Genomic DNA, 26094 nt, shown 5'->3' on the forward strand with positions numbered 1-26094 from the left:
AGGTTTTCCTCTAGAATAAAAATAGTGAATTTTCTAAAATTTATTAATGTAAGGGCTTTCAAATTATTTTAAGGGGGAATTTATTTGAAACAAGCTCCATCCATTCATGCTCTTGAAAAAAGTACGGTTAAGAAAACAATGAAAAGAATCCTGCCATTTATTTTACTTCTTTATGTTGTTGCCTTCTTGGACAGGATTAATTTGGGTTTTGCCGCGTTACAGATGAATGCAGATTTGGCCCTAACAGCAGAAACATTTGGTTTATTGTCTGGTTTATTCTTTATCAGTTATTTTCTCTTTGAAGTTCCAAGTAACTTAATTTTGCACAAAGTAGGTGCCCGCCTGTGGATCGCCAGGATTATGATTACATGGGGAATTGTGGTTATTTCGACTGGGTTTATCCAATCCGTGACACATTTATATATTTTGCGCTTTTTACTCGGTGCAGCTGAGGCTGGTTTTGTCCCTGGGATTATTCTTTACTTAACCTATTGGTTCCGTGCTAGAGAGAGAGGAAAAGCAACGGCCCTATTTTTTGTAGCCTTGCCAGTAAGTGGTTTAATTGGTGCACCATTGTCAACTTGGATCATGGATAATATCTCATGGAACGGTTTAGCTGGCTGGCGATGGATGTTTATTATGGAAGGGATTCCGGCCGTCATTTTAGGGATTGTCGTTTTATTCTACTTGTCGAACAAACCTGCCAACGCCAAATGGTTAACGGCAGCTGAAAAAACCTGGCTTGAGGGTGAATTAGAAAAGGAGCGACAGGTAAGTGCGAAAGTAAACAAAACTTCCCATACTGGTATGTTAAAGGATTCAAAACTATGGAAATTATCCCTATTTAATATTGCTGGTTTTATCGCTGTGAATGCCCTGTCCTATTGGATGCCAACGATTATTAAATCTTTATCTTCTTCTTCAACTACTAACCTGCAAATCGGCTGGCTTGCGATGATTCCTTCAATTATTGCTATTCCTTCTATCCTTTTTGCAGGCTGGAATGCCGATCGAACAAATTCACATAAACTCCACTTAGGCATTTGCGTATCAGTTGCAATGATTGGATTCATTGGTTGTTCATTTGCAACTACCGTACCGTTCATGGTCTTAATGCTTTCGATTACTTCTGCAGGTTTATATGGCATTTCTGGTACCTTCTATGCTTATATAACCTTCTTCTTTTCGGAATCAACTGCACCTACCGGAATTGCATTAGTAAGCACTCTATCCTCTTTAGGCGGTTTTGTTGGACCAATGATCATGGGGCTATTCAATTTTACACAAGCAATGTACATCATTGCAGCCTTCTTGCTAGTTAGTTTGATTACGCTCTTTAGCATAAAATTAGTAAAAAATGATCAGAAAGATACAATAGATGCAGGAACCTTGGAGATTCCAAATTAATATCCCTCCTACTATTTCCAGTTGATGTTACCGGGTCTAAATAACCCGGTTTTATTTATTTTTAGGTAAAAACCAATAAAAATTACCGAAAAAGTAGTGGGAATCAAATAGTTTTATCTCTAGAAACAGAATAGTGAATTTTCTAAAATTAAAGTAAGTTAGAGTTTTATTCGAAAGTAATTGGAAAGGCTTTCAATTTTCGGGAATAAGGAGGAACAAATCTAGGATGTCAAATATTACGCAAAAATTAATTAAAACGAATAACTATGAAACGTATTTAAATCGATCAGGTGAAGGCAATTCTGAAGTTATTTTATTTTTACACGGTTCCGGACCTGGTGTATTCGCCTGGGCTAATTGGCGATATGCTTTGAATGCATGCAGTGAACAGTATGACTGCCTGGCACCGGATTTGCTGGGCTTCGGAAATAGCAGTCATCCGAATCCAATTCCAAAGAATAGACAGGGATGGATGGATCATTGGCTCAATCAGTTGATTGAAATGTTAGATGTGCTTGGTATTCAAAAAGCCCATGTTGTCGGGAACTCATTAGGCTGCTCCGTTGCACTCGAACTGCTCCTGGAGTATCCTGAACGTTTCGGGAAAGTGGTTCTAATGGGACCAGGTGGGACTCCTAATACAAAGCTTAGTACGGAGCTTGCCCGTGCTAAAGGTTTTTACGACAATCCATCCGAAAAGAAAATGCGTCAAATTATGAGCTGGTTTGTCTATGATGATGAAAGACTGGCACCGGAAATTGACGCTCTCGCACATACTCGATATGAAACAGCCATGCGATCTGAAATCCACATTTCCAACGAATCTATATTTGCAACAGCTACAGTTCCTGTCCCAGTAACGGCTCTTAAGCGAATCAAAAATCCAGTTTTGCTTGTACATGGCCGTGATGACATGGTTTGCTCAGTCGAGTCCAGTTATTATCTATTATCCTATTTGCCGAATGTGCAGCTGCATATTTACGGGCAAACCGGCCACTGGACACAAATTGAACAACGGGATAGCTTTAATTTTTTAATTCAAAATTATTTCTCTAGTAAACTCTAATGGAGGTAGGAACTATGTCTTTACCAGAGATTGCGAAGCTAGGACACGTGGCACTTGTCACACCAGATCTTGAAAAATCACTTTGGTTTTTCAGGGATGTGATTGGATTGGAAGTAACAGAAGAAAAAAATGGAACTTTCTATTTACGGGCTTGGGGAGACTTTGAGCATCACTCACTGTCCTTAACAGCCGGTGAACGAGGTTATGTTGATCATATCGCCTGGAGAACAAAGCGGCCCGAGGATGTTGAAGGATTTGCCCAGCTGCTTGAAAAAGCTGGGACTGAAGTGAGGTGGATTGAAGCAGGTGTTGAGACGGGACAAGGCAGGGCGATCCGTTTTAAACTGCCTAGCCAGCATTCCTTTGAAATCTACTATGATGTGGAAAAACCAAAAGCGGATGAAAAAAGAAGATCTGTTTTGAAAAACCAAACGTATAAGGCATGGGCCCGCGGCTGTTCACCTCGAAGGTTTGACCATGTCAATATTGCGACCTCCATGGATGTCGGTGAAATTCTAGAATATTTGGGCAGCCAATTAGGGTTTAAGCTTCGTGAATATGTAAAGTATCATCAAAAAACGGTTGTCGCTGGTTGGATGAGTGTCACTCCATTAGTTCATGATATTGCGGTCATTTCTAGACCCCAGGCAGAAACGCCAAATCAACTTCATCATATTTCTTATTGGCATGATAATGCCCAGGATATATTAAGGGCTGCTGATATTTTAAAAGAAAACGGCATCAACTTTATCGGACCTGGAAAGCATGGTGTTTCTCAAGCCTTTTATCTTTATGTAATCGATCCGGGAAGCGGCTGCCGTGTTGAATTGTTCAGCGGATCCTACTTAATCTTTGAACCGGATTGGGAACCTGTTGAATGGACAGAAGAGGAGCACTCGATTGGCAACACCTATTGGGGTGATTCCGTGATGGATAAAGAAATGAATAAACCAACCATTGAAGCTTAAATAAAGTGCTGACTCAACACCAAATTGAGTCAGCTTTTTTAAAAAGAAAGGAAGAGGTCTGTGACTGAAATTAGAAAGTATGAAACAGACATAGTGGTCGTTGGAGCAGGAAATGCTGCGATTTGTGCTGCTATTTCGGCACGTGAAAATGGTGCATCGGTCATGGTATTAGAAAAGGCACCAGAAGCGGAAAAAGGTGGAAATAGCACATACACACATGGTTCGATCCGGTTTGCCTATGATGGCAATGAAGATTTAAAACAAATCATGCCTGACCTAACAGCGGAAGATTTTGCAATCACAGACTTCGGATCCTACACGGAAGAGGAATTCTTTCATGATATGTGCCGTATGACAGAATACCGCACCGACCCAGAGCTCGCTTCACTCCTAACCGGTAATAGTTTTGAAACGATGAAATGGCTTGTCTCCCATAAGGTAAGATTTTTGCCGATTTATGGCCGTCAAGCCTTTAAAGTGGACGGGAAATTCAAATTTTGGGGCGGAATGATTGCTGAGTCGGCCGGCGGAGGTCCAGGCTTAGTTGGGGCATTGCACGAGGAAGCAGCAAGACTAGGTGTGCAGGTATTATTCGATGCCATGGCGACCGAACTGATTCATGATGACGATGGGGTTCATGGAGTTATTTTCAAACATAAAGGGAGAACGACAGAAGTCCGTGCCAAAGCAGTGATCTTAGCTTCTGGGGGCTTTCATGCCAATCCAGAAATGCGAACGCGTTATTTAGGTCCGAAATGGGATTTAGCTCATGCAAGAGGCAGCCGTTATAACACGGGCGAGGGGATTCAAATGGCATTAAATATTGGTGCGATTGCCTGTGGAAATTGGTCAGGATGCCATGCTGTAGGCGGGGATCGCTATTTACCGGAATTCACTGAAGGCTTTCAAAAGCTAAGCTATCCATTTGGAATCATGGTTAATGCAGAAGGAAAACGCTTTGTCGATGAAGGTGCAGACTTTCGCAATTATACGTACGCAAAATATGGAAAGCTGATTCTTGAACAGCCCGGCCAATTTGCCTGGCAGATATTTGATCAAAAGGTGTCTGGACTTCTGCGTGAAGAATATCGAGGCAAACAAGTTACAAGAGTAAAAGCGAATACATTAGATGAATTGGCAGAGAAACTTGAAGGTGTTGATAAAGAAGAATTTTTACGGACGGTTAAGGAATACAATGAGGCTGTCACTAAAAATATCACCTTCAACCCGAATGAAAAAGATGGACGGTGTACAGAAGGATTAGCGGTCAAGAAATCTAACTGGGCCAATACCTTGGATGAAGGCCCATTCGAAGCATATGCCGTTACGTGTGGGATTACCTTTACATTTGGTGGCTTAAAAACAAATGCAAATGCCGAAGTGCAAGATGTATTGTATCAGTCAATTCCCGGATTGTACGCAGCAGGTGAACTTGTGGGCGGGTTATTTTACTTTAATTATCCTGGCGGCGCGGGCTTAATGGCCGGAGCTGTATTTGGAAAAATTGCCGGTGAAAATGCTTCACGTTATATTCACCAAGTAAAAGAAAAAGAAGAGATGGTTTGAAGGTATAAGTTAGGTGATTCATTAAAATAAACCTGTAGATAAAATGAAAAAGGGGTGCAAAATATGGTAAACAATGTAGTGGATGAAAACAAGGCCGATTTGAGCCTATTACTAAAAGGAGCAGAAAGGGTAGGAAAAATTGCAGAATCGGAAGCACTAGAAGCAGATAAAAACAAAACGGTTTCAAAAAATGTCATTGATGCGATTAAAGAGGCTCGATTATCCAAGTTATTACTGCCAAAAAAATATGGCGAGCCACAAGTAGATTTAAGGGATTATTCAAAGATTATCCGCACGGTTGGAAAATATAATATTTCTGCTGCTTGGTTAACCTTTCTTTATTCCATTCATAATAGTTTAGTAGCTTATATGACGAAAGAAGGAGCAGAAGAAGTTATTAATCAGGGAGGATTAATAGCAGATATTTTTGCTCCAATAGGAAAAGTAGAAAAAGATGGCGAAGGTTATCGGATAACCGGCAAGTATAGTTTTGTAAGCGGTATCTTATATAGTGACTGGGTGGCTCTTGCGGTGAAAATAAAGTTGGACGACAGTGAGGAACCAGAACTATGCATGTTGACATTACCGATATCTGATGCACAAATAATTGAAAATTGGGATACGTTAGGACTTAGAGGTACTGGAAGCAACGAAGTATTTGTCGATCATGTCTATGTGCCAAAGCACCATTTAATACGGCTTACTGTTGCAGATCGTACAGGCAGACCTCCCGAAGGCTATGATAAAGACTATCCTCTTTATGATGTTCCATTTTTCTCATCTTTTTGTATCGGATTCCCTATGGTAGCGCTGGGTGGTGCGGAGCGTTTACTGGAAGAATTTAAGAACCGAACGGAAAAGCGGGTTCGATTAGGAGGAAAATCCGCTAAGGAGTCCCGACATCAAGGGGTATTAGCTGAATTAACGATTAAATATTATGAAGCGGAAGGTTTGTTAGACAAATATATTTCTTTATTGGAAAACTATGAAATGGGAAAAGAAGATAAACGTGGTGAATTCGCCGCAATAAGGGCAAAAATCACGAAGCATGTATCGGACATCGCGGTGAAAGTTTTATTGACACTTGGCGGATTTTCCGTGTTTAAAGGAGATCCAATTGAAATGCTCGTACGCGATATTTTAGTAGTATGCACACATCGATCCAATCTTTACGAAGACTCGGTTGAAGCATTTGGAAAGACACAATTTGGCTTTGATGTATCAATTAATGGGTAATGAGGAACCAGCAGGAAAATAATATTACGATTGAGGCATAAATGTATTAAAGGAGACAGCTGTATGGAAACGATTTATTTGAATCCCGGAAATCTGCCGTACTGGCAGCAAAAGGCAAAACAGAGTGTCATGGCGCTTGGATTTTTCGACGGCATTCATAACGGACACCGTGAAGTAATTCGGACAGCTCTTCAGATAGCCAAAGAAAAAAATTTACCCTTAACTGTTATGAGTTTCTTTCCACATCCCAAAACAGTGTTATCGAATGGAAAAACAAAGGTAGATTATCTAATGCCGCTTCCTGATAAAGAGAAACTCTTTTTTGAACTTGGTGTTGATATCTTTTATATTGTTGAATTCGATCGGGAGTTCGCGTCGCTGCTGCCAGAAAAGTTTGTTGCTAAATATTTACTGGATCTCGGTGTCGTCCATGCAGTTGCAGGTTTTGATTATACTTATGGCTTTCGCGGTGAGGGGAATATGGAAAGATTGAAAAGTGATTCAGGAGGAATCCTCGAAGTAACGAAAGTTAATAAAGTTGAATGTCGCGAGGGGAAAATTAGCTCAACCTGCATCCGTGAAAAATTGTCAAATGGGAAAGTTGAAGATTTACCTGCCTTTTTGGGCCGACCCTATGGGATTAGCTGCACATGGGATGGCAGCGCTTTAAAGGTTAAGCCTTACTATACATTACCTGCCCCCGGGAGATATGCTGTTACGTTAAATGAAGGATATCAATCACAGGAAATGGAAGTGATTGTGACGGGGGAAAAAGAACTGATTCCGCTTCTAAGTATTCCGGATATAGTCACAAAAAGTGATGCAGATGTCTCCATTACTTGGAACCAACGGATCTTGGAAGAGGTGAAATCTTCAATCAATGAAAATAAATGGATCCACTCTTCGAAATTCAGTTTCGTTTGGAGCGGTTGAAAATAATAGAATGATAAATTAATTTTTTTATAAAAGGGGACTGTAAGTTGTGAATAAGTCAAATGAGTTTCAAAAGCTAATAAAAGAACCAGGTTCCTTTATCTTGCCTGGGGCTTATGATGCCATGTCTGCTAGATTAATAGAAGAAATAGGCTTTAATGCGATTTACGCCACGGGTGCTGGAATATCTAATGCCCAATTAGGGTGGGCTGATGTAGGTTTAACTACCTTAAAAGAAGTGGCCGATATCGTTGCCCGGATGACAGATGTCACGACCATTCCGATTGTAGTGGATGGTGATACTGGATTTGGCAATGCCATAAATGTAATGCGTACCGTCCGTGAATTTGAACGTGCTGGAGTGGCAGCGATTCAAATGGAAGACCAAGTTTCACCAAAGAAATGTGGTCATTTCAATGGAAAAGATGTGATTTCTAAAGGTGAAATGGTGGGGAAAATCAAAGCTGCGGTGGACACGAGACATGATGAAAATCTAGCCATCATTGCTCGCACAGATGCGTTAGCCGTTAATGGCATGGAAGATGCTTTAGACCGTGCACATGCCTATAAAGAGGCTGGAGCAGATATTATCTTTGTGGAAGCGCCTACAACAATTGAACAATTAAAACAACTTACTAGTTCTTTAAAAGGGATTCCTCAAGTTATTAACCTTGTAGAAGGCGGCAAAACCCCGCTCATTTCTTTAAACGAAGCTGAAGAAATCGGTTTTAAAATCATGCTTTGTGCGAATACCGTTCTTCGTTCAGCAATCAAAGGAATCACGGAATCATTAAAAATTTTAAAGGCAGAGGGTTCACAAGAAAATGTCTACAATTTGATCTGTACGTGGGAAGAAAGACAATCACTCTTTAAACTCAATCAGATCAAAGAATGGGAGGAAAAGTACTCAGAAAATCAAGCGCTGCCAAATAGGTAAATAACTTTAGAGGAGGATACTGATATGGGTAGAGAAGTAGATTATGACATTGTAGTAATTGGCTGTGGGGTAGCTGGAACCTCAGCTGCACTATCTGCGGCGGAATCAGCCAAAAAAGCAAATAAAAGCGTTAAAATCGCCATCTTAGAACGGGCTGATTATGACCATAGAGGCGGAAATTCAAGATGGACGGCCTCCTATATGCGGATGAAAAATCTCGATGAGGTTGCTGACAACTTTGTCGAAGACATGCTGGTTTTCTCAGACAACTATTCTGATAGAGAGTACATAGAAACTCTCGCCAAGGACGCCGGCAGCACCTTAAGGTGGGTAGAGGAAAAAGGTGTTGAATTCGACTACCTGCCAACGATGTTTTTAACGGCATCACGGCCGCGTTTACTGCCAGTAGGCGGGGGGCGTGCGATTGTTGACACTTTATCCCGCCGGGCAAGCGGACTTGGTGTAGAGATAATTTACCAAGCTACGGCATGGAAATTGCTGCTTGACGAAGAAGGGGCAGTTAATGGGCTAAATGTACGTGTAAAAGGTGGAACGTCTCTTCAATTAAAAGTAGGTGCTGTTGTGCTTGCTGCTGGTGGCTTCCAAGGAAACCAGGAAATGATGGCACAATATATTGGCAGAGATGCTCATAAAATCCGGACCGTTGCGGAGGGTGGCTTATACAACAAGGGTGAAGCGATTCGGATGGCAATGGAGATTGGTGCCAAAACGGCTGGCCAGTTTGATTCCTTCCATGCTGAACCGGTTGATCCAAGAAGTAAACGGGAAGAGGCTGCTGTTATGACATTCCCTTATTTTATTTTGGTCGATCAAAATGGCAGGCGCTTCGTGGATGAGGGGAAAACGACGATTGATGAGCAATATGAAGAGGTTGCTCGAAAGATTTTCTACGATCTTCCTGGTCATGTGGCCTATATGATCGGCGATCAAAAAATGTATGAAATACCAAATTATGAACGGGCAGTAGAGACAGATAAACCTGCTATTGTTGCAGATACGCTTGAAGAACTGGCAGAAAAGATTGGGGTTCCAGCGGAGCGGCTGACTGCGACTGTTAAGGAGTACAATGCTGCTGTTCAGCCTGGAGAATTCAAGTGGGATAAAAAGGACGGTAAACAGGCTGTTGGTATTACGCCGCCGAAATCAAACTGGGCGATTCCAATTGACAAGGCTCCATATATTTCCTATCCGATTGTCTGTTCCAATGTATTCACAAATGGCGGATTAGCTACTGATACAAACGGGCGGGTCTTGTCACAAGACGATGATGCTATCCCAGGATTATATGCAATCGGGGAAACAGCTGGTCTCTATTACGGAAAATATCCTGGCGGAACGTCTGTGCTTAGAGGGTTGGTATTTGGTCGTCGTGCCGGCACACATGCCGTATCATATGTAACGGATTCAGCGAAGCTTGAGGTTTAAACGGCAAGCATTGCTTTCAAGGAAAGGGGTGTTCTATTTGGAATTAAAAGATAAGGTAGCCTTTGTTTCGGGAGGCGGTAGAGGAATTGGCAGGGAAACCTGTATTCTATTGGCAAAACAAGGCGCTAAAGTCGCTGTTTTTTCTAATAAACAATCTGAAAGTGAAGAAACAGCCAGCTATATTTCCACAGAACTTGGTGGGGAAGCCATCTCTCTCGTTGGAGATGTTCGCAAAGAAGACGATGTAAATAAGGCAGTCCAAGAAACACAAGAAGAATTGGGTTCGATCGATATCTTAATTAATAATGCCGGTGTGATGCTTCTGAAATCGTTCCATGAAACAACTGTGGAAGAATGGGATTTTGTTCAAGATGTTAATATTCGCGGGGTGTATTTATGTGCCCGGGCAGTAGTCCCGCAAATGCGAGAAAAAAGAGATGGAGTGATTATCAATCTTTCATCCATCTGGGGAACAAAAGGCGGCCCTGACAGAAGCGCTTATATTGCTTCAAAATATGCAGTCATTGGATTTTCAAAAGCCTTAGGTGAAGAATTGAAACCCGACAAAATTCGAGTAAATGCAGTTTGCCCAGGTCCAGTTGATACGAAAATGATGGAGGAGCTTGCACCGGATGTGAATAAAGAAAATTGGCTGCAGCCAATTGACCTTGCGAATGTAATTGTTGATTTATGTCTGCCGAAGTTGAAAGCCGTCACGGGCACAGCAATTGAAGCATTTGGAAATGGACGTCCAGTGAATCTATAACAAAATGAAAAGGGGATATAAAAATGGAAAAGTTAAAAGCAGCAATTGAATCTAAAAATATTAGTCTTTCATTAGCGCAAAAAATGTTGGAAGCAGCCTTGGTTAAGGGAGAAGAACTAGGAATGCCATTCAGCATTGCCATTGTCGACCGGGTGGGCAATATTAAAGCATTTGCTGCAATGGATGGTGCACCCGTGCTAAGTTTAGAGATTGCTCAAAACAAAGCATTTTCAGCAGCTACCTATAATAGAGCGACACATGAATGGTACGACAGACTCAAAGATGATCCGCCATTATTACATGGTATTGTCCACACACCTAGATTAGTTATTTTTGGTGGTGGTTACCCAATTAAAATCGATAACGAACTCATTGGCGGTGTAGGAGTAAGCGGAGGACACTATACTCATGATATGCAGGTATGCGAGGCGGCCTTAGAAGTGCTAAAGACATTAGAGTAAGAGGTGTGATTACCGATGGAAACCTATGATTTAGTAATTTTAGGCGGAGGATTAGCAGGGATGTGTGCGGCAGTTGAGGCTGGTGAGCTAGGTGCACATGTTCTTCTGCTTGAGAAACAGGATGAACTTGGCGGCAGCACGGTGCTTAGTTCAGGATATATGGCACTAGCTGGAACGGATATGCAGGAAGCGGCAGGGATCATTGATTCCCCTGAATCCCTTTTGGATGACATGATTGAAGTAGGAGGAGGCGTGAATGATCTTTCATTGGTCAATACCTATGGACGTTACCAGCTTGAGACCTATTCATGGCTTGTGGAACATGGCATTGAATTCCGTGCACTGGAGGCAGTAAGCGGCCACAGTGTTCCAAGGGGGCACATCATTGATCCGCACCAAGCCATTCAGTCACTATATCGAAGGGTGAAGAATCTTCCAAACGTAGCTATTCGTTTTTGTGCACCGGCCAAACGTTTATTGAAGAACAATGATGGAAGAATCAATCAGATTATTTATGATTTTAATGGTGTAGAGCAGACTGTTCTAGCCTCAAAAGGAGTAATTCTAGCTTCTGGCGGTTTTGCAAAAAATGAGGATCTGCTGCATCAATTTGCCCCCCAGTTGAAAGGAGCACTTCGGATTGCCGGTGGTGGCAACCAAGGGGAAGGTCTAATGATGGCTTGGGAGCATGGTGCCTGGATGCAAGACCTGCCATACTTGAATGGTACATACGGTTTCCATCCAACGGCAACAGGTGCGGTTAAATCCCAGGGGCTTGCTTTTTACAAGGGTGGAATTATCGTGAATCAGCTTGGAAAACGCTTTGTCAACGAATCGATTTCTTATAAGTTATTGGGTAAAGCGGCATTCGAGCAGCCGGAGCAAATCAGCTATCAAGTTTGGGACCAAACGGTAATGGACAAGAGTGTGTTTGACGACCCGCTTTATGATTTTGAATTACTGCGCCGCCGCCGCCTTTTATATGTGGTTGATACATTAGAAGAATTGGCAGATTGCATAGATGTTCCTCTGGAAGTTCTAGAAGATACCATTTCAAGATACAACCAAGGGATTCAAAACGGAGAGGAACCAGACTTTGGCCGGAAGACATTAACACATAATTATGGGAAGCCGACTCCGATTGAAAAAGCACCTTTTTATGCATTTGAATCGACAGTTGCCATGCTGGCGACCTACGCCGGAATAGCTGTAAATGCTGCGGGGCAGGTTATCAATCCATATGGCGAGACAATCCCTGGTTTGTATGCGGCTGGTGAAATAACCGGCGGATTCCATGGTGCCGGGTATATGACTGGTAGCTCGCTTGGGAAAGCTGCTGTCTTTGGGCGACTTGCCGTTCAATCTGCTTTAGTCGAGGTAACTATTTAACTGACCTAGTAAAAATACTAAAAGGAGGGTACATGAGATGAAAATCTGGCATCAAAGTCTTACCACGATTGATCGGGTGCCGCAATATCGTGATGCGATTATGAACCATGTAAACCGGATTGCTCGTCCTGACGTAGAGGTTGTTTTACATGGGATGACAGAAGAAACGTATCCTACCCATTATCCTGGAATCTTTATCACCCATGCCTACTTGCAAAACCTGCACCGCGAACAGTTTGTCAGGGCTGCTCTTACGGCTGAAGCGGCAGGCTATGATGCGATGTTCATCGCAACAATTCCTGATGTAGGTCTCTTAGAGGCACGAACACTGGTGGATATCCCTGTAGTAGGGTATGGGCAAGCATCTTTCCATATGGCTTCGATGCTTGGCGATTGTATAGGCGTCGTGAATTTTCTGGCGCCGCTTGCAGATGAACTCCGGCAAAATGCTGCGCGGTATGGTCTTGGCGGCAAACTAGGACCTATTGTTCAAACCGAAGCCGGGTTTGATGCAGTATTAGCCGGATTTAATAATCCAGAGCCTGTCATTGCCTCATTTAAAAAGGCTGCCGAAAAGGCAATCTCCGAAGGGGCTGATGTAATTGTACCTGGAGAAGGCCCAATGAACGTCTTCCTCGCTACACATGGAGTTTCAAGAATTGGGGATGTGCCGATTGTCGATTCTTTTGGCGCGGGAATTAAAATGTGCGAGTCGCTGGCAGATTTGCGGAGAGTGTCCGGGGTGTATATGACCAGACGCGGCTATTTCAATGCAAAACCGCCAGCTGACGCAGTTGCGAGACTAAGAGAAATGTATGGACTAGAGCCGAATCCAGATCCCAAAAATGATCGAGGGCTGTCTGCCAGAGCTCTGGAAATATAATTCTTAGATTCTTAACTTTATAGATTAAGATAAACTTGGGAACGAGGTGAACCAGAAATGCATATCGTTGTATGTCTAAAACATGTTCTTGACCCGGAAATCACGCCACGTAATTTTAAGATAAATCCCGTGACAAATCGACCTGATGCCAGCGATTCCGATATGGTGCTGGATTCCTTCGCTGAAAATGCGCTTGAGCTTGCCATTCAACTGCGGGATAAAACACCGGGCGCCACGGTTACAGCTCTTTGTCTGGGAAATGAGGACTCAGAGGAAATACTGCGCCGGGCTCTTGCGTTTACAGCCAATGCTGCTGTTCGAGTTTGGGAAGAAGAATGGGAAGATCTCGATGGTCAGGCAGTTGGTCATATCCTGGCTCGAACGATCAAGAAACTTGGCGGAGCTGAGCTAGTTTTGACCGGATATCAAGCAAGTGATATCGAGGAGGGCTTAGTTGGTCCAATAATGGCGGAAGAGCTAGAGAACCCCTGTGTAACTCTTGTCTCCGAGCTTGAATTAGATGGGGATCGTGTAAAGGCTTCATGTGAGGCGGAAGGCGGGTATACCGTGGTAAGCGTTCCTTCCCCGGCTGTCTTTACTATTATCAGCGCTGAATCAAATGTCCCGCGACTACCGAAGGTCAAGGATATTAGAATTGCTAGAAGTAAGCCGATTACAGTTTTAGAAAGTGAAGATCTTGATTTAGATAGTGAACGAAGTCAACCAGGAGCCAGACTGGTTAAAGCCTACGTGCTGAAAACAGAAGTGAACTGTGAGGTATTGCCTGGCAATGATGGTGATGAACTTGCAGGCAGGCTGGCTGACAAACTCGTTGCACTGAAGATTTTATAGGGGGTGCCGACATGGCCAATATTCTTGTTTTTGCACATCAACAGGGTGATTCCTTAACACCGGGCGGCAGAGAGGCACTGGGATTTGGCTCCCGCGTAGCTAGTTCCATAGGTGGAGAGGTCCGTGCTGTCTTATTAGGTACCACTTCTGAACAAAGTGCCAAAGAGGCCATTGCTTGTGGGGCGAGTATTGCATACAATGTGCAAAATCCGCTGCTCGCTGAATACGATGTAGAATTATACGTGAATTGTCTTTACAATGTATTCCAACAAACGAATGCCGAGATGATGGTTGTTTCGTTTGACAGGATGGGGAAGGATTTGGTTGGCCGCCTGGCCGCCCGACTAAACGCATCGGCCATTACAGAGGTAGTCGACTTCAAAAATGTTGACGAAAAACTGACATGGATTCGCCCGATTTATGGTGAGAAAGCCTTTGGTGAATACGAAACAACCCGGGATAAAGCGGTAGTGGGCATTCGTCAAAAAAGTCAAGATATACCTGAACTAACTGATAATCACATCGGGGAAATCATTCCTTTCGAATATACAGCATCAGAAGAGGAAATTGTGACCAAGCTCGTTGTGAAAATCCAGGCAGCCCTGTCAGATATCCGGCTTGAGGATGCCCGGATTATCGTTTCCGGCGGACGCGGCATTGGCGGTCCTGAGGGATTTGGTGAACTGCAAACCCTTGCCAGCTTGCTTGGAGGTACTGTAGGTGCATCACGTGCTGCCTGTGACGCCGGATGGGTTCCCTCTAACCTGCAGGTAGGGCAAACTGGAGCCGTTGTCGCTCCAGACCTCTATATTGCTGTTGGTATTTCCGGGGCAAGTCAGCATCTGGCAGGCATCACAAGTGCAAAGACCGTTGTGGCAATTAACACTGATGCAGAGGCACCAATTTTTAAGCGTGCTAACATTGGCGTGATTGCTGATTACAAGACAGTGATCCCAGCCTTAACGGAAAAACTAAAAAAAGTGCTTGTTTAAAAATACTATCCAAAGTACATTGTCAAAATGCAAGTTGAAGAAGCCCTAGAGAAATGGGTTTCTTTATTTATTGCAACTTTGTCAAAATTACAATATGTTAAAAGAAATTACAAAGGAAAAAGGGCCTCGATTTTCCGAGGTCCTTTATTAGTGGCGATATTATGGATTAGATTTTTCAAAAGCTAGTTTCAGTCCAAATCCTAACAGTGCCGCACCAGTTATCCCTTGTACAACCTTTTGTGTGGATGGTTTATTCATAAATGAACTGATTTTGTTGATTAAATAAATGTATGGGATAAACCAGATTGCCGTTAATAATGTGTACGTTACACCCATTAAGAGAAAGGGAAGAAGCGGTTTTTGTCCGGGATCGACAAACTGTGGCAAAAAGGTTAGAAAAAAGACAGCAACCTTTGGGTTAAGCAGATTCGTTAAAAAGCCTTGGCGAAAACAATTTGTTTGCGCATATTTAGGTGTACTATCTGATTCCGAAGATATGGCCGCTTTCGTTTTCCTTAATGCCCATAACGTTTTAAACCCGAGGTAACCTAAATAAACGGCTCCGATATATTTAATAATTGAGAACAGCGCAGCTGATTTTACGATAATCGCAGAAAGACCAATCACCGCCGCCAATGTATGAATTAAAAGCGCACAACAAGTCCCGAACAATGTTTTAAAGCCTCCCGATTTTCCAATCGTCAGAGTATTCTTTGTTGCCATTGCGGTATCCGGCCCAGGTAAAATAATCAGAAAAATACACAAAAGAACAAATAAGTAAAAATGCTGCACAATCATTTTCTCCTTTCTTCTGTTTTTTTTAAAATTCAATTTATTTTTAATTTTACACAATAGTTTACCTTTTTGAAAGGAGAAAATAAAAGGCTAATCCATTGATATCGATGGATTAGCCTTTATCTTTAAATTCTGATCGATTCCCCTTATGATTCAAGAAATCGACTATCCGCTTTACATACTCATCTTTTGAATAACTTTTATAGAATTGGCTTGATAGCCGGATTGGATCTCCAAAGAAGTATCTTTCATATTGGGTTTGTCTTGTGCCAAATGAACTCATCGTTAAATCCCATGCTAAGCGAAATAGTTTTACACGGTCCAGTGCGGATGCGTTGGCTCCCTGAAGATACTGGTCCAAATCTGTTCTTAATTCCGAATCAAAGTCTTTTTCAGTCGGTAAGGATACCAAACCGCTCGCCCCGATAATTTGAATAATTTCACTGAATCTCGGATAAATTTTTGGGAAAATATTACTAGCTGTCTGAAGCGGGATTAAATAAGGTCTTATGTTGCCAAACTCATCTAATTTTGCTTCTGCTTCGGATTTAGCTAAAAGGGCCTTCATCGTTTCAAGACCAATCATGATTTCCGAAAGCTTTTCCTGGACATGCTGATATTCACTAATATTAATCGTCTCGACAAGAAGCTCAGCAACACCTAAAAGAAATTCTGTTTTTACAATTTGTCTGGTTATTACCTGGTGGAAAGCGAAAGAATAAAAGGAACTTTGGAGTATGAACTCGTTAGCCACTTCAATATTTTTGTAAAAAAACACACATTCCCATGGAACTAACACATTGTCAAAGACAAGAATCGTATCCATTTCTTCGTACCGTGAACTTAACGGATAATTAAAAGAAGATTCCCCGCCGACAAAAGATTCACGGCAAATAAATTTTAAACCTTCCGTATCAGTTGGGATTGAAAAAGCGTATGCCTCTTCTTCACTAAAAACTCCCCCTGCAGAGTACACGAGCACTTCATCGGTTAAACCTCCTTGTGTAGCCAGCAAACGTGCACCTTTAATAATGATGCCTTTTTCATTTTGACCAATCACTTTGGCGGCAATCGGCTCCTTCGAGGATTCAAAATGGTATTGTGAACGGTTTACCTGCGGTGTGATAAAGGTATGAGTAAATGAAAGGTCCTTTTTTTTAGCCCTTTCATATAATGATTGGATATTTTCTGGAAAGCAATTTTCCTTCCCCTCGAGGAGGGCTGTGGAGGAGGCAAAGGCCATAACAGTCGTGTTCATATAATCAGGACTTCTCCCCATCATCCCATTTGTATGTTTTGCCCAAATTTCAATCATCGTCCTTCTTTTCTTCAAATCTTTTTTGGTTTTTGGCTGCAGATAGGACATTCCGATTGTTTCTCCTGTATCCGGATCATGATTTGTCAACTTGGACTTTAAGTTTGGTTTGCTCTGCAAATCATAAAGCGATGCTTTGCTCCGAATGAGTCCTTTGAAGGCAGGATGCTCAGATAGTTTTTCTCCAATCTTTTCTCCGTCCAACCAAATATCAGAATTAAGTCGATTTATCCGCTCTATGAACTCTTTCCCGTTGATGATTCCCATATGGCCACTCCTTAAATGCAATGGGTCATTTCTTAGTAGAATAATTAGCTAGTTTTATTTTATTGGAAAAGGTACCAATTTGTTCTTTATTTTCGCGTCTAAAAATAAATAGGGCTAAAGTGAACGCTGAAGAATGCGATGAATTTTTTTATATTTTTCGATGATGGCAGGTTGATAAGTGAAGTACTTCACAGTTAAAAAAATGCTGAGGTACTATAATAAACAAGCAGATGAAAAATAATCAATCATTTTTCTGAAAGGTCGAGCAAAATGAAAAGAATGTCTATTTTTATAATAAGCGTATTTCTAATCCTAATGGCTGGGTGCAGTAATTCAAATCCCTATAGTGTGAAGCTTTCGACACCAAAAACATTTACCCCGGGAAAAACGATGGCAATGCAGTTTAAGGTTGTCGATAAACAAGGAAAACCCGTAAATGGTGCCAATGTAAATGCTGATTTGAATATGAAAAATATGGACCACGGAACACTCCCGATTCATGCAGAAGAAATTGGCGATGGCAAGTATATCGGTTCAGTCAATTTGCCGATGCAAGGTGACTGGGTGGCAACTATTAGCGTGGAGCATAATGGGGCAAAAATCGAGGTTGAAAAGCAGTTTACAATCGAGGTAAAGACAGCAGAGAACGCCCATAAAGTCACAAACCAGATTGCGTTACCGGACTTTACATTACTAGACGAAATTGGGGGAACAGTGTCGAAAGAAAATCTCTTAGGTAAAAAAGTCGTCATGACGTTCACGTATTTAAACTGCATCGATCCAAATGCCTGCCCAATTTTATTGGGGAATTTCAGCAGCCTGCAGCAGGATATTAAAACGAACGCGCTAAATCCGGATCAACTTTTACTTGTGTCAGTTTCGCTAGATCCTGAAAAGGATACCCCGGAAGCGCTGAAGCTCCATGCGCAGAAGATGAATTTCGATATGTCCTACCTTAAAATGCTGACAGGCAATATGAGCGAAATACAAAAATTAACGAATACTCTTGGTGTTCATTTTGAAAAAAAGGATACAGAAGTTTTGCATGATAACAAAACGTTTATTTTTAATGAGGATGGAAAGTTAACACATGAATTCACTGGGAGTTTTATTGACAGGGAAGAATTGTTGCAGGTGGTAACCTCAGAATAATAAAAAAAGACCGCTTTTAAAATAATAGCGGCTTTTTAGTTAAAAAGTATTAGGAACCTTCACTTGGTCTAATTCCTAAGCCAACCCGTTGAATGATCGAATTTCGGCCAAACCGGCTATCAACTTTTCCGTTAGTTTTTTCCGATTTCCAATACCATTTTACCCTTGGCGTTGCTGCTTAAAATCTGGATATGTGCATTGGCTGCTTCTTCAAGCGGCAGGATTGTTCCTACGAATGGCTGAAGTCCACCGTTTTTCAGTGCAGCTTCAACTGCAATCAAGCTTTCATTAAATTCATCTAATGGTGCATTCCAAACGGCCATTCCAAGGACATCGGCTTCTTTGGCCATTATCAACCGGGGATTGAAATCCAATGATCCGCGATTGCCTACTACGACCACCCGGCCGAACTTGTTCACCAGCTGTAAATCCTCTTCTAGATTGACATTGGCCAGCATTTCAATGACAACATCTACCCCAGCACCGTTTGTAATGGAAGGGATTGCTTCCAAATAACCAGTCTGATTGTGGTTAAGGACGGCGTCAGCACCAGATTTTCTTACGATATCCATGCTTTCTTCTGTGCCGGCAGTTCCGATTACTTGAGCTCCTGCATATTTAGCCAGCTGTACAGCTAAAGTACCTACACCGCCGGAAGCTCCATGAACTAATACCGTTTCGCCCGGTTTTAAATGTGCCCGGTGAAAAAGGGCGCGGTATGCAGCGGTGACAGGAATGCCAAGTGCTGCTCCCTGCTCAAAGCTTACTGATTCGGGCAATTTATGTACAGCTTCCACATCACAAACTACTTTTTCCGCATATGTTCCCGTCTTTCTTTTTGCCATAGTGGATGCGACAAATACCCGATCGCCGGTCTTGAGCCTAGTGACACCCGGTCCAACCTCATCCACCACACCGGCACCATCAAATCCAGGGATATAGGGCATGTCCGGATTGAAAAAGGCATAACCTCCCGCACGTATATATGCTTCAGCTGGATTGACACCGGCATAATAAAGCCTTACCCGCACTTCGTTTTCCGCCGGAACCGGTTCTTTCACGTCTAAAGTTTTAACACATCAGGTTCCCCAAAGGACGACATTTGAATAGCTTTCATTCGGCTTCCCCCTTGTTTAAAGTAAAATCACATCTTCTTTATGATAGACTATCTCCTTGGGCAAGCAAACCTTTTTGGGAGAAATTAAGACCGATTCTTATATTTTTTGTAACGAACCTTATGTTTGGTAAAGTGCTTGAAAAAAGAAAAATTATATAAATAAGTAACGGGTTTACTTTGAGGTGCAAACTACTAAATAGCAGCCAAAGTCACAGTATTCTTGATTGGTCTTTCGCAAAACAATTAACATTATAAATCACAATTAAAAGGCTTAGAAATATTTTATTATAGGGTTCCGTTTTGAGGTGCTTTTCTTAAAATACGTCCCGAAATGATAGGCGTATTGTCACCGTTATTGGTATATAAAAAATCACACTTACTTGTGAAACGGTTCACCGTAACACATCAAAATGGGGTGCTTTTGCATTTTTGAGCTAAAACTCTTCTAAATCAGATGTCTTGTACTTAATCTAGTACCAGCAAAAGTAAAATAAGCGGAGATTTTCCGGTTAGTTGCAGATTGGAGCTCGTTTTGGGGTAAATAAGGGGAGATTTTCCGATTATGCCAAGCAAAATCCCCTCTTTTTCGAATTTTTCAAGTCAATAGGCGGAATCTTTCCGTCTATTTAAGCCTTTTTTAACAGCAATTCCTAATTAAGCGGAAGTTTTCCGTCTATTTATCAGATCGGGTGCTTAACCTGATTCCCCCAACCGATAAGTGTGGACCCTCTTGATTCTAGATGCGAGAATCAGCAGCTTTTTATCGCCCAGCTTATAAAGATCAATAAAATTGGTACTCAAAACGGCACTGCAAATGACAGAAGTTTTGGCCCTTTTTTTAATTGTACAATACTTATTGTCCATCATAAATAATGATGTCAATTACTATGTCGAATTCGCAGAAACCTTGATAAATAAAGAAAATGACGGATGCCAATTCATACGTCAATTCTTGTGTCTTTTAATAAGAAAGCACCCGAAAACGGAACCCTTTAATATTTTATCTCTAAGCCTTTTTTTAAAAAAATTGAAGCGTTATAGTTGTTATTTTTCTTCCACTATACTGTTTGAAAGTTTAATTAGAAATTTTCCAATTAATTACAATTTTAAAACAAAAATTTAGAAGGATATTTTTGGTTATGTTAAAATGATTTAAGCTGTGCATTTAAAAAAAGAGATTGGAGCTGTAAAATTGAAGAAAAGTAAAATTTTTATCGTGGCAATTTTATGTGTTTTTTTATTAGTCGGAATGTCTGCTTGTAGCAATTCTTCATCTGATGTTACATCAACCAAGAACCAGTCAATACCTGATAACATATCACAAAAGACAGATCATTCTTCTCAATCAAATGATTCATCTACCGACAGCACAGCGAAATCTGATAATAGCAGTAATAATGATTCGGATAGTACATCTAAAAATAGTAACTCAAATGTAAGCTATAAAAAAGATGAAGAGAAACTATCGCAGAATTCTAATAAACCTGATGTTGATACATCAACCAAAAATCAGTCAAAACCTGATAATACAGCGAAAACTTATAATAACGGTGCAAATAGCAAAGGAGAGTCAACTATTGGTGACAATGATACATATATTTCAAGTGGAGAAGAAGCTGTTCAATACTTAAAGCAACACCTAAAAGAGGGAACGGACGATGATGTTTCGTTTGGTGTAGATGAAACACTTCGAACGGATGACAACGGAACATATTATACGATACAACTTGTTTCCATATCTACACGTGTATCTGGCAAAACTGGAACTTTAGGTTACTACAAGGTTTATCAAGATGGCACTTATAAGCTCCTTTAGGAGTGGCCTTTTACTTAAAGAGGGTAATTAATACTAAAGAAGGGACAAATTTTTTAATTTCGACCTACTGGTGCTGCTATACCTACTGGTGCTGCTAGTGGGACAGCAGGAGCTGTTAGATGAACTAATGCAGTTCCGATTGTAGTATATCCAGCAACAGAAGAGACACGTTGAGTTATACCAGCCCCACAACCAATTTGTAATACTCCAGCATTGGCAATTATGCCGATTTTCAAAAAATTCACATCAAATGTTTGTTTAAGATGTTTATCCATTTCATTCACCTCATATTAATATATGATCAAAAGTTAGGTTCATTACTGATAATAAAAATAATCCCAAAAAGTATACGAGAAATTACCTCATATTGAAAGGTGAGATAGTGAAAATTTTTTGTAGTTATGCTGAGGAGAAAAATTGACTTAGATAAACCAGACCAAAATCAGTGTAAAAAGTGTGGTGCAATTCTGAAATAATTCCGTTTATCATGAATTTAAAGCGAATAAAAAAGGTATTTCTCAAATATGAAGGCATATTTAATATATTTCTTCATTTACTATTTCCATATTTCTACTATTCCACTATACTGTAAATGTATTGGAAAAATAGAAATAATCAATTAAATTAGGGGGAGAAGATGAAAAAATCACTGGTTGCTTTTATTTGTTTTTTTGTTTTAACATCACTACCGATTTCGGCCTTTGCTTCACCAGGAAAAGTTGATTCGAATGGTGGTCATAATTGTTGGACTAACTGTTCACAGTATGGGCTGAAAAATGGAGAATACCATTATCATAATGGCGGAAATAGTGGAAAAAGTACTGTAAAGAATGGTTGGCAGAATAGTGGTGGTAAATGGTATTACTATTCATCAGGTAAATTACATAAGGGCTGGCTAGCTTATGGTAACAACTGGTACTATTTAGACGGAAATGGAGTAATGAAAACTGGTTGGGTCTATTTAGGTAGTAAATGGTACTATCTAACTTCTTCAGGTGCTATGGCAAAAGGGTGGGTTAAAATTGGTGGTACGTGGTATTACCTACAATCAACTGGTGCTATGAAAACTGGCTGGTTAAAAGACGGAAACAAGTGGTATTACCTACAATCAACTGGTGCTATGAGAACTGGATGGTTAAAAGACGGAAACAAGTGGTATTACCTACAACCAACAGGTGCTATGAAAACTGGATGGCTAAATGACGGAAACAAGTTTTATTACCTTAAAAACACCGGGGATATGTCAATAGGTTGGGAACGCGTTTCCGGTCAGTGGTTTTATTTTGAAACTTCGGGTGCTATGAAAACAGGGTGGCTGAAGGACGGTTCTAATTGGTACTACTTAACCCCTGATGGTGCAATGAAAACTGGTTGGCTACAGTTAGGTAAGGATTCTTATTATTTCTATCCAAACGGAATAATGGCTCTTAATACTTTTATTGATGGAGTAAAGATAGGTCCAGATGGTAAAGCAGAATTTTATGATACTGAATTAATTAACAAAATAAGTTCAGTAGCATCTCAATTTGGTTTTACAATCGAGACTGATAATTACGGATTGAACTTAATCTATGATGGTGACGAATTCGTTGGAGTTGTAGTACATGATTATGTTGGTGGATATGGTAAGTACATTGATTTTCTTTCTGCAGTTTCTTCAACAATAGGAGCTCCAAAGACATCTCAAAATATTAAGGATTACTTTACTCAAATCAGTGATCCAAGCAATCCGGATTATTACGAAAGTATAAACTTTTTTATGTTTTATGATCATGAAGAAGATTGGGTTGATATTATCTGGGGAAGCAATTTGGGATTTAATAATTTTGATAAAAGTTCTATAAAGACAAAAAGAAATTTACATTAGTCCGAGAATGAGAGGACACTGATTGAATGGCACTATAGTGCTGTTTAAATCGGTGTCCTTACTTATTTTTATCTACCTACCATTAACCGTATAGAAACAAAAAAGGCTGTAGAAACTGCATTGGAAAAGTATCGCTCATCGCGGCATTCGCTCCGAACGCGGGATAACCTGTTCAATGAAGGGGTACTATTAATAAGGGTACTGTAAAAGAGAACAAGTCTAAAAAATGGATAAGGAGAGAGATAGAGATGAATAACATGATGCCTGTGGACAACTCTGGCACGCAAACCGGAACGCCTCAAAAAACGGTTGGCCAGTATTTGTTCGATTGCCTGAAGCTGGAGGGCATTACCGAAATTTTCGGCGTCGCAGGGGACTATAATTTTACATTGCTTGATACTTTGGAGCGGTATAACGGCATCCGGTTTATAAGTGGACGGAATGAACTAAATTCGGGTTATGCCGCGGATGGCTACACAAGAATTAAAGGCATCTCCGCTCTTATTACGACCTTCGGGGTCGGGGAGCTCAGCGCCTGCAATGCAATAGCGGGAGCCAACAGCGAGCATGTGCCAATAATTCACATTGTGGGTGCGCCTCCTGATAAGGATCAAAAGGAACACAAGCTGATGCACCACACCCTAATGGATGGAAATTTTGATGTCTTCCGCAAAGTGTATGAGCATATTGCGGCTTATACTGCGGTGCTTACGCCGGAAAACGCCAAGATTGAAATTCCGAATGCGATTCGAATTTCGAAGGAAAAGAAAAAGCCGGTATACCTTGTTGTTGCCGATGATTTAGTGACCAAGCCGATCACTGCCCGTGAAGAGCCGATGCCGCCGCGTCCAATGTCCAACTTGAAAACCCTTCAGGCAGCGGCAGATCATGTCCGAAAGCTGTTGGAGCGTGCCCACCGGCCGGTCATTTTGGTGGACGTCAAAACGATGCGTTTCGGCCTTCAGACAGCAGTTCGGCAGCTGGCCGACGCCATGAACGTGCCTGTTGTGACGATGATGTTTGGGAAGGGAGCATTCGACGAAGCCCATCAGAATTATATCGGAATGTACCTAGGCTCTTTCGGAAGTTCCGAAGTCCAAAGCACGGTAGAAAATGCAGACTGTATCATTGCGATCGGCATGGTATGGGCGGACACCAACACTGCAAATTTTACCGCAAAGCTGAACCCACTGGTGACTGTCAATATTCAACCGGATATGGTCAAGGTCGCTGAGGCGGAGTATCCGAATGTTCTGGCAACCGACATGCTTCAAGCAGTGCAGAAAGTGGGTTACAAGGGTAAAGGGTTGGCAGGGAAATTGTCATTTCCTTACGATCAAGTCAAAGCTAGTGCCGACGAACCTCTAATGGCGGCAGGCTATTATCCCCGTTTTCAGCGTATGCTGAAAGAGAGCGATATTGTGATCGTCGAGACCGGGACTTTCTACAATGGAATGGCGGAGGTGAGACTGCCGAGCAATGTAACATATATTGGGCAAGGAGGCTGGGAATCCATCGGTTACGCCACACCATCGGCCTTCGGTGCCAGTATCGCCGCGCCGGAACGCCGGGTGCTACTGTTTACGGGTGACGGCTCACTTCAGCTGACAGCCCAAGAGATCAGTTCCATACTTTATTACGGCTGCAAGCCCATAATCTTCGTCTTGAACAACGATGGTTATACGATCGAGAAATATTTGAATGTCAAAACAGAGGATCAAAAGTACAACCAAATCCCTCGATGGTCTTACACCAAGCTGGCAGAAGCCTATGGTGGCAACGCGTTTACCGTTACGGTTCGGACCTTTGGAGAGCTTGATCAGGCTATAACCCAAGCTGAAAAGGAACGTGCCGAAAGACTCTGTATCATTGAAATGATCGCCGGGAATCCGATGGACGCACCCGAATATATGCGACGGATGCGCAGTTATATGGAGAAACAGGAAATGCAGCGCAGACAGAAATAGTCCCGAATAACAAGAGTTTTCCTGAAAATGGATCTGAACTTAACCATTCGGGCGCAAGAGTCGAAGATCCAGCCATAATGGTGGCTTTTTCTTTTTGTGCTAAAGGGTATAATTTTTATTATTAATTCTTTGTGACGACAATTGCTATCTTTGTCTTGGCATCGTTTGCCCATTCTTTTTTAATGCTTCGCCATTCATCTTTTACTGAATAGTATAAGAATATAACTAATTAGTTGAGGTGAAATATGGATTTCAATCATTTACGGTATCTTGCGATAGGCGATTCCCTTACTGTGGGTATCGGTATTCCGGTTTTGGACCCTGGATTTGTTGAAAATTACAGATATCTAAGCCAGAAAATTTTAAAAAAGCGTATTTATTTGCAAAAATATGCATGGTCAGGAGCAACGACAAAGGATGTATTATTTATGCTCAATGCCCCGTTGGTTACGGAAGCTGTAAATTGTGCAAATATCATCACGATAACAGCTGGAGGGGATGATTTAATAAACGCTGCTAAAGGTTATTTAATTAATAAAAACGAAGAAAGTATATCCCAGGCTATTAAACAATCAGGGAATAACATCTCAAAAATAGTAGAAAAAATTCACCATCTAGACAAACAAGATAAATATATTTTACGCATAATGAATTTATACAATCCATTTATCAATATTCCTATCGCAGATGAGGCGATTAGAGCGTTTAATTCATTGATTAACCGTTTTGGTCGGGAATTGAATGTTAAAATAGCTGATATCTATAGTGTATTTAAGGGGAATGAAAAAGTTTTATTATCATCAGGAGGAGTTCATCCTAATAGTAGGGGATACTATCAAATGGCATTAGCTTTTAGTAGGCTCGGATATTCCCCGTTATAGGGCTAAAGGCTGTAA

General features: G+C 41.3%; 23 protein-coding genes. 19 read left to right on the forward strand and 4 right to left on the reverse strand.

Annotated elements, in window-relative coordinates:
• Positions 1–84: 84 nt before the first annotated feature.
• The 14 genes from ACFVSW_RS21965 (at position 85) to ACFVSW_RS22030 (ending at position 14902) form a co-directional block, all read left to right on the forward strand.
• Positions 85–1407 (forward strand): MFS transporter, encoded by a 1323-nt coding sequence (locus ACFVSW_RS21965; protein WP_387318751.1) that lies wholly within the window; start codon positions 85–87, stop codon positions 1405–1407.
• A gap of 226 nt (positions 1408–1633) precedes the next feature.
• On the forward strand, positions 1634–2473 hold the full coding sequence (locus tag ACFVSW_RS21970) for an alpha/beta fold hydrolase (RefSeq protein WP_387318752.1): 840 nt from the start codon (positions 1634–1636) through the stop codon (positions 2471–2473).
• Positions 2474–2487: 14 nt separating this feature from the next.
• Entirely contained in the window at positions 2488–3441 is a 954-nt protein-coding gene (locus ACFVSW_RS21975; protein WP_387318753.1) for a VOC family protein, read from the forward strand.
• Positions 3442–3501: 60 nt separating this feature from the next.
• The gene (tcuA, locus tag ACFVSW_RS21980) at positions 3502–5007 is read left to right on the forward strand and encodes an FAD-dependent tricarballylate dehydrogenase TcuA (protein ID WP_387318754.1); all 1506 of its coding nucleotides are present in this window, start codon (positions 3502–3504) and stop codon (positions 5005–5007) included.
• Positions 5008–5070: 63 nt separating this feature from the next.
• Entirely contained in the window at positions 5071–6243 is a 1173-nt protein-coding gene (locus ACFVSW_RS21985) for an acyl-CoA dehydrogenase family protein (protein ID WP_387318755.1), read from the forward strand.
• A gap of 63 nt (positions 6244–6306) precedes the next feature.
• Positions 6307–7176, forward strand: coding sequence for an adenylyltransferase/cytidyltransferase family protein (locus tag ACFVSW_RS21990; protein WP_387318756.1), 870 nt, complete (start codon positions 6307–6309; stop codon positions 7174–7176).
• Between the two features lie 49 nt (positions 7177–7225).
• Entirely contained in the window at positions 7226–8113 is an 888-nt protein-coding gene (locus tag ACFVSW_RS21995) for an isocitrate lyase/PEP mutase family protein (protein WP_387318757.1), read from the forward strand.
• Positions 8114–8137: 24 nt separating this feature from the next.
• Positions 8138–9559 (forward strand): FAD-binding protein, encoded by a 1422-nt coding sequence (locus tag ACFVSW_RS22000; RefSeq protein ID WP_387318758.1) that lies wholly within the window; start codon positions 8138–8140, stop codon positions 9557–9559.
• Positions 9560–9587: 28 nt separating this feature from the next.
• Positions 9588–10325: an SDR family NAD(P)-dependent oxidoreductase gene (locus tag ACFVSW_RS22005; protein ID WP_387318810.1), complete on the forward strand. Its 738-nt coding sequence runs from the start codon at positions 9588–9590 to the stop codon at positions 10323–10325.
• 23 nt (positions 10326–10348) lie between these two features.
• Positions 10349–10786, forward strand: a complete 438-nt coding sequence (locus tag ACFVSW_RS22010) for a GlcG/HbpS family heme-binding protein (protein ID WP_024028305.1) — start codon at positions 10349–10351, stop codon at positions 10784–10786.
• Between the two features lie 15 nt (positions 10787–10801).
• Positions 10802–12175 carry an FAD-dependent oxidoreductase gene (locus ACFVSW_RS22015; protein ID WP_387318759.1) on the forward strand — a complete coding sequence of 458 codons (1374 nt, stop codon included), beginning with the start codon at positions 10802–10804 and terminating at the stop codon, positions 12173–12175.
• 37 nt (positions 12176–12212) lie between these two features.
• Entirely contained in the window at positions 12213–13058 is an 846-nt protein-coding gene (locus tag ACFVSW_RS22020) for an aspartate/glutamate racemase family protein (RefSeq protein ID WP_387318760.1), read from the forward strand.
• 57 nt (positions 13059–13115) lie between these two features.
• Positions 13116–13910: an electron transfer flavoprotein subunit beta/FixA family protein gene (locus ACFVSW_RS22025; protein ID WP_387318761.1), complete on the forward strand. Its 795-nt coding sequence runs from the start codon at positions 13116–13118 to the stop codon at positions 13908–13910.
• Between the two features lie 11 nt (positions 13911–13921).
• The gene (locus tag ACFVSW_RS22030) at positions 13922–14902 is read left to right on the forward strand and encodes an electron transfer flavoprotein subunit alpha/FixB family protein (RefSeq protein ID WP_387318762.1); all 981 of its coding nucleotides are present in this window, start codon (positions 13922–13924) and stop codon (positions 14900–14902) included.
• Positions 14903–15061: 159 nt separating this feature from the next.
• Here the strand turns inward: ACFVSW_RS22030 and ACFVSW_RS22035 are convergent, their stop codons facing one another.
• The gene (locus ACFVSW_RS22035) at positions 15062–15697 is read right to left on the reverse strand and encodes a LysE family translocator (RefSeq protein ID WP_387318811.1); all 636 of its coding nucleotides are present in this window, start codon (positions 15695–15697) and stop codon (positions 15062–15064) included.
• Between the two features lie 112 nt (positions 15698–15809).
• Positions 15810–17279, reverse strand: a complete 1470-nt coding sequence (gene hpaB, locus ACFVSW_RS22040; protein ID WP_387318763.1) for a 4-hydroxyphenylacetate 3-monooxygenase, oxygenase component — start codon at positions 17277–17279, stop codon at positions 15810–15812.
• A gap of 270 nt (positions 17280–17549) precedes the next feature.
• On the opposite strand from hpaB, the gene ACFVSW_RS22045 reads away from it, so the two are divergent.
• On the forward strand, positions 17550–18431 hold the full coding sequence (locus ACFVSW_RS22045; RefSeq protein WP_387318764.1) for an SCO family protein: 882 nt from the start codon (positions 17550–17552) through the stop codon (positions 18429–18431).
• A 131-nt stretch (positions 18432–18562) separates the two neighbouring features.
• Here the strand turns inward: ACFVSW_RS22045 and ACFVSW_RS22050 are convergent, their stop codons facing one another.
• Positions 18563–19462, reverse strand: coding sequence for an NADPH:quinone reductase (locus ACFVSW_RS22050; RefSeq protein ID WP_387318765.1), 900 nt, complete (start codon positions 19460–19462; stop codon positions 18563–18565).
• 1278 nt (positions 19463–20740) lie between these two features.
• Between ACFVSW_RS22050 and ACFVSW_RS22055 the strand changes: the two genes are divergently transcribed.
• Positions 20741–21364 (forward strand): hypothetical protein, encoded by a 624-nt coding sequence (locus tag ACFVSW_RS22055; RefSeq protein WP_387318766.1) that lies wholly within the window; start codon positions 20741–20743, stop codon positions 21362–21364.
• Between the two features lie 53 nt (positions 21365–21417).
• Here the strand turns inward: ACFVSW_RS22055 and ACFVSW_RS22060 are convergent, their stop codons facing one another.
• The gene (locus ACFVSW_RS22060) at positions 21418–21639 is read right to left on the reverse strand and encodes a hypothetical protein (RefSeq protein ID WP_387318767.1); all 222 of its coding nucleotides are present in this window, start codon (positions 21637–21639) and stop codon (positions 21418–21420) included.
• A 362-nt stretch (positions 21640–22001) separates the two neighbouring features.
• Here ACFVSW_RS22060 and ACFVSW_RS22065 point away from each other — a divergent pair, with 362 nt between their 5' ends.
• The 3 genes from ACFVSW_RS22065 (at position 22002) to ACFVSW_RS22075 (ending at position 26079) form a co-directional block, all read left to right on the forward strand.
• Complete coding sequence (locus ACFVSW_RS22065) at positions 22002–23231, forward strand: YHYH domain-containing protein (protein ID WP_387318768.1); 1230 nt, start codon at positions 22002–22004, stop codon at positions 23229–23231.
• 248 nt (positions 23232–23479) lie between these two features.
• Positions 23480–25198: an alpha-keto acid decarboxylase family protein gene (locus ACFVSW_RS22070; protein ID WP_387318769.1), complete on the forward strand. Its 1719-nt coding sequence runs from the start codon at positions 23480–23482 to the stop codon at positions 25196–25198.
• A 245-nt stretch (positions 25199–25443) separates the two neighbouring features.
• Positions 25444–26079: a GDSL-type esterase/lipase family protein gene (locus tag ACFVSW_RS22075; protein WP_387318770.1), complete on the forward strand. Its 636-nt coding sequence runs from the start codon at positions 25444–25446 to the stop codon at positions 26077–26079.
• The last annotated feature ends 15 nt before the right edge of the window (positions 26080–26094 follow it).

The organism is Neobacillus sp. NPDC058068 (assembly GCF_042885335.1).
In the GTDB taxonomy this organism is placed as follows: domain Bacteria; phylum Bacillota; class Bacilli; order Bacillales; family Cytobacillaceae; genus Neobacillus.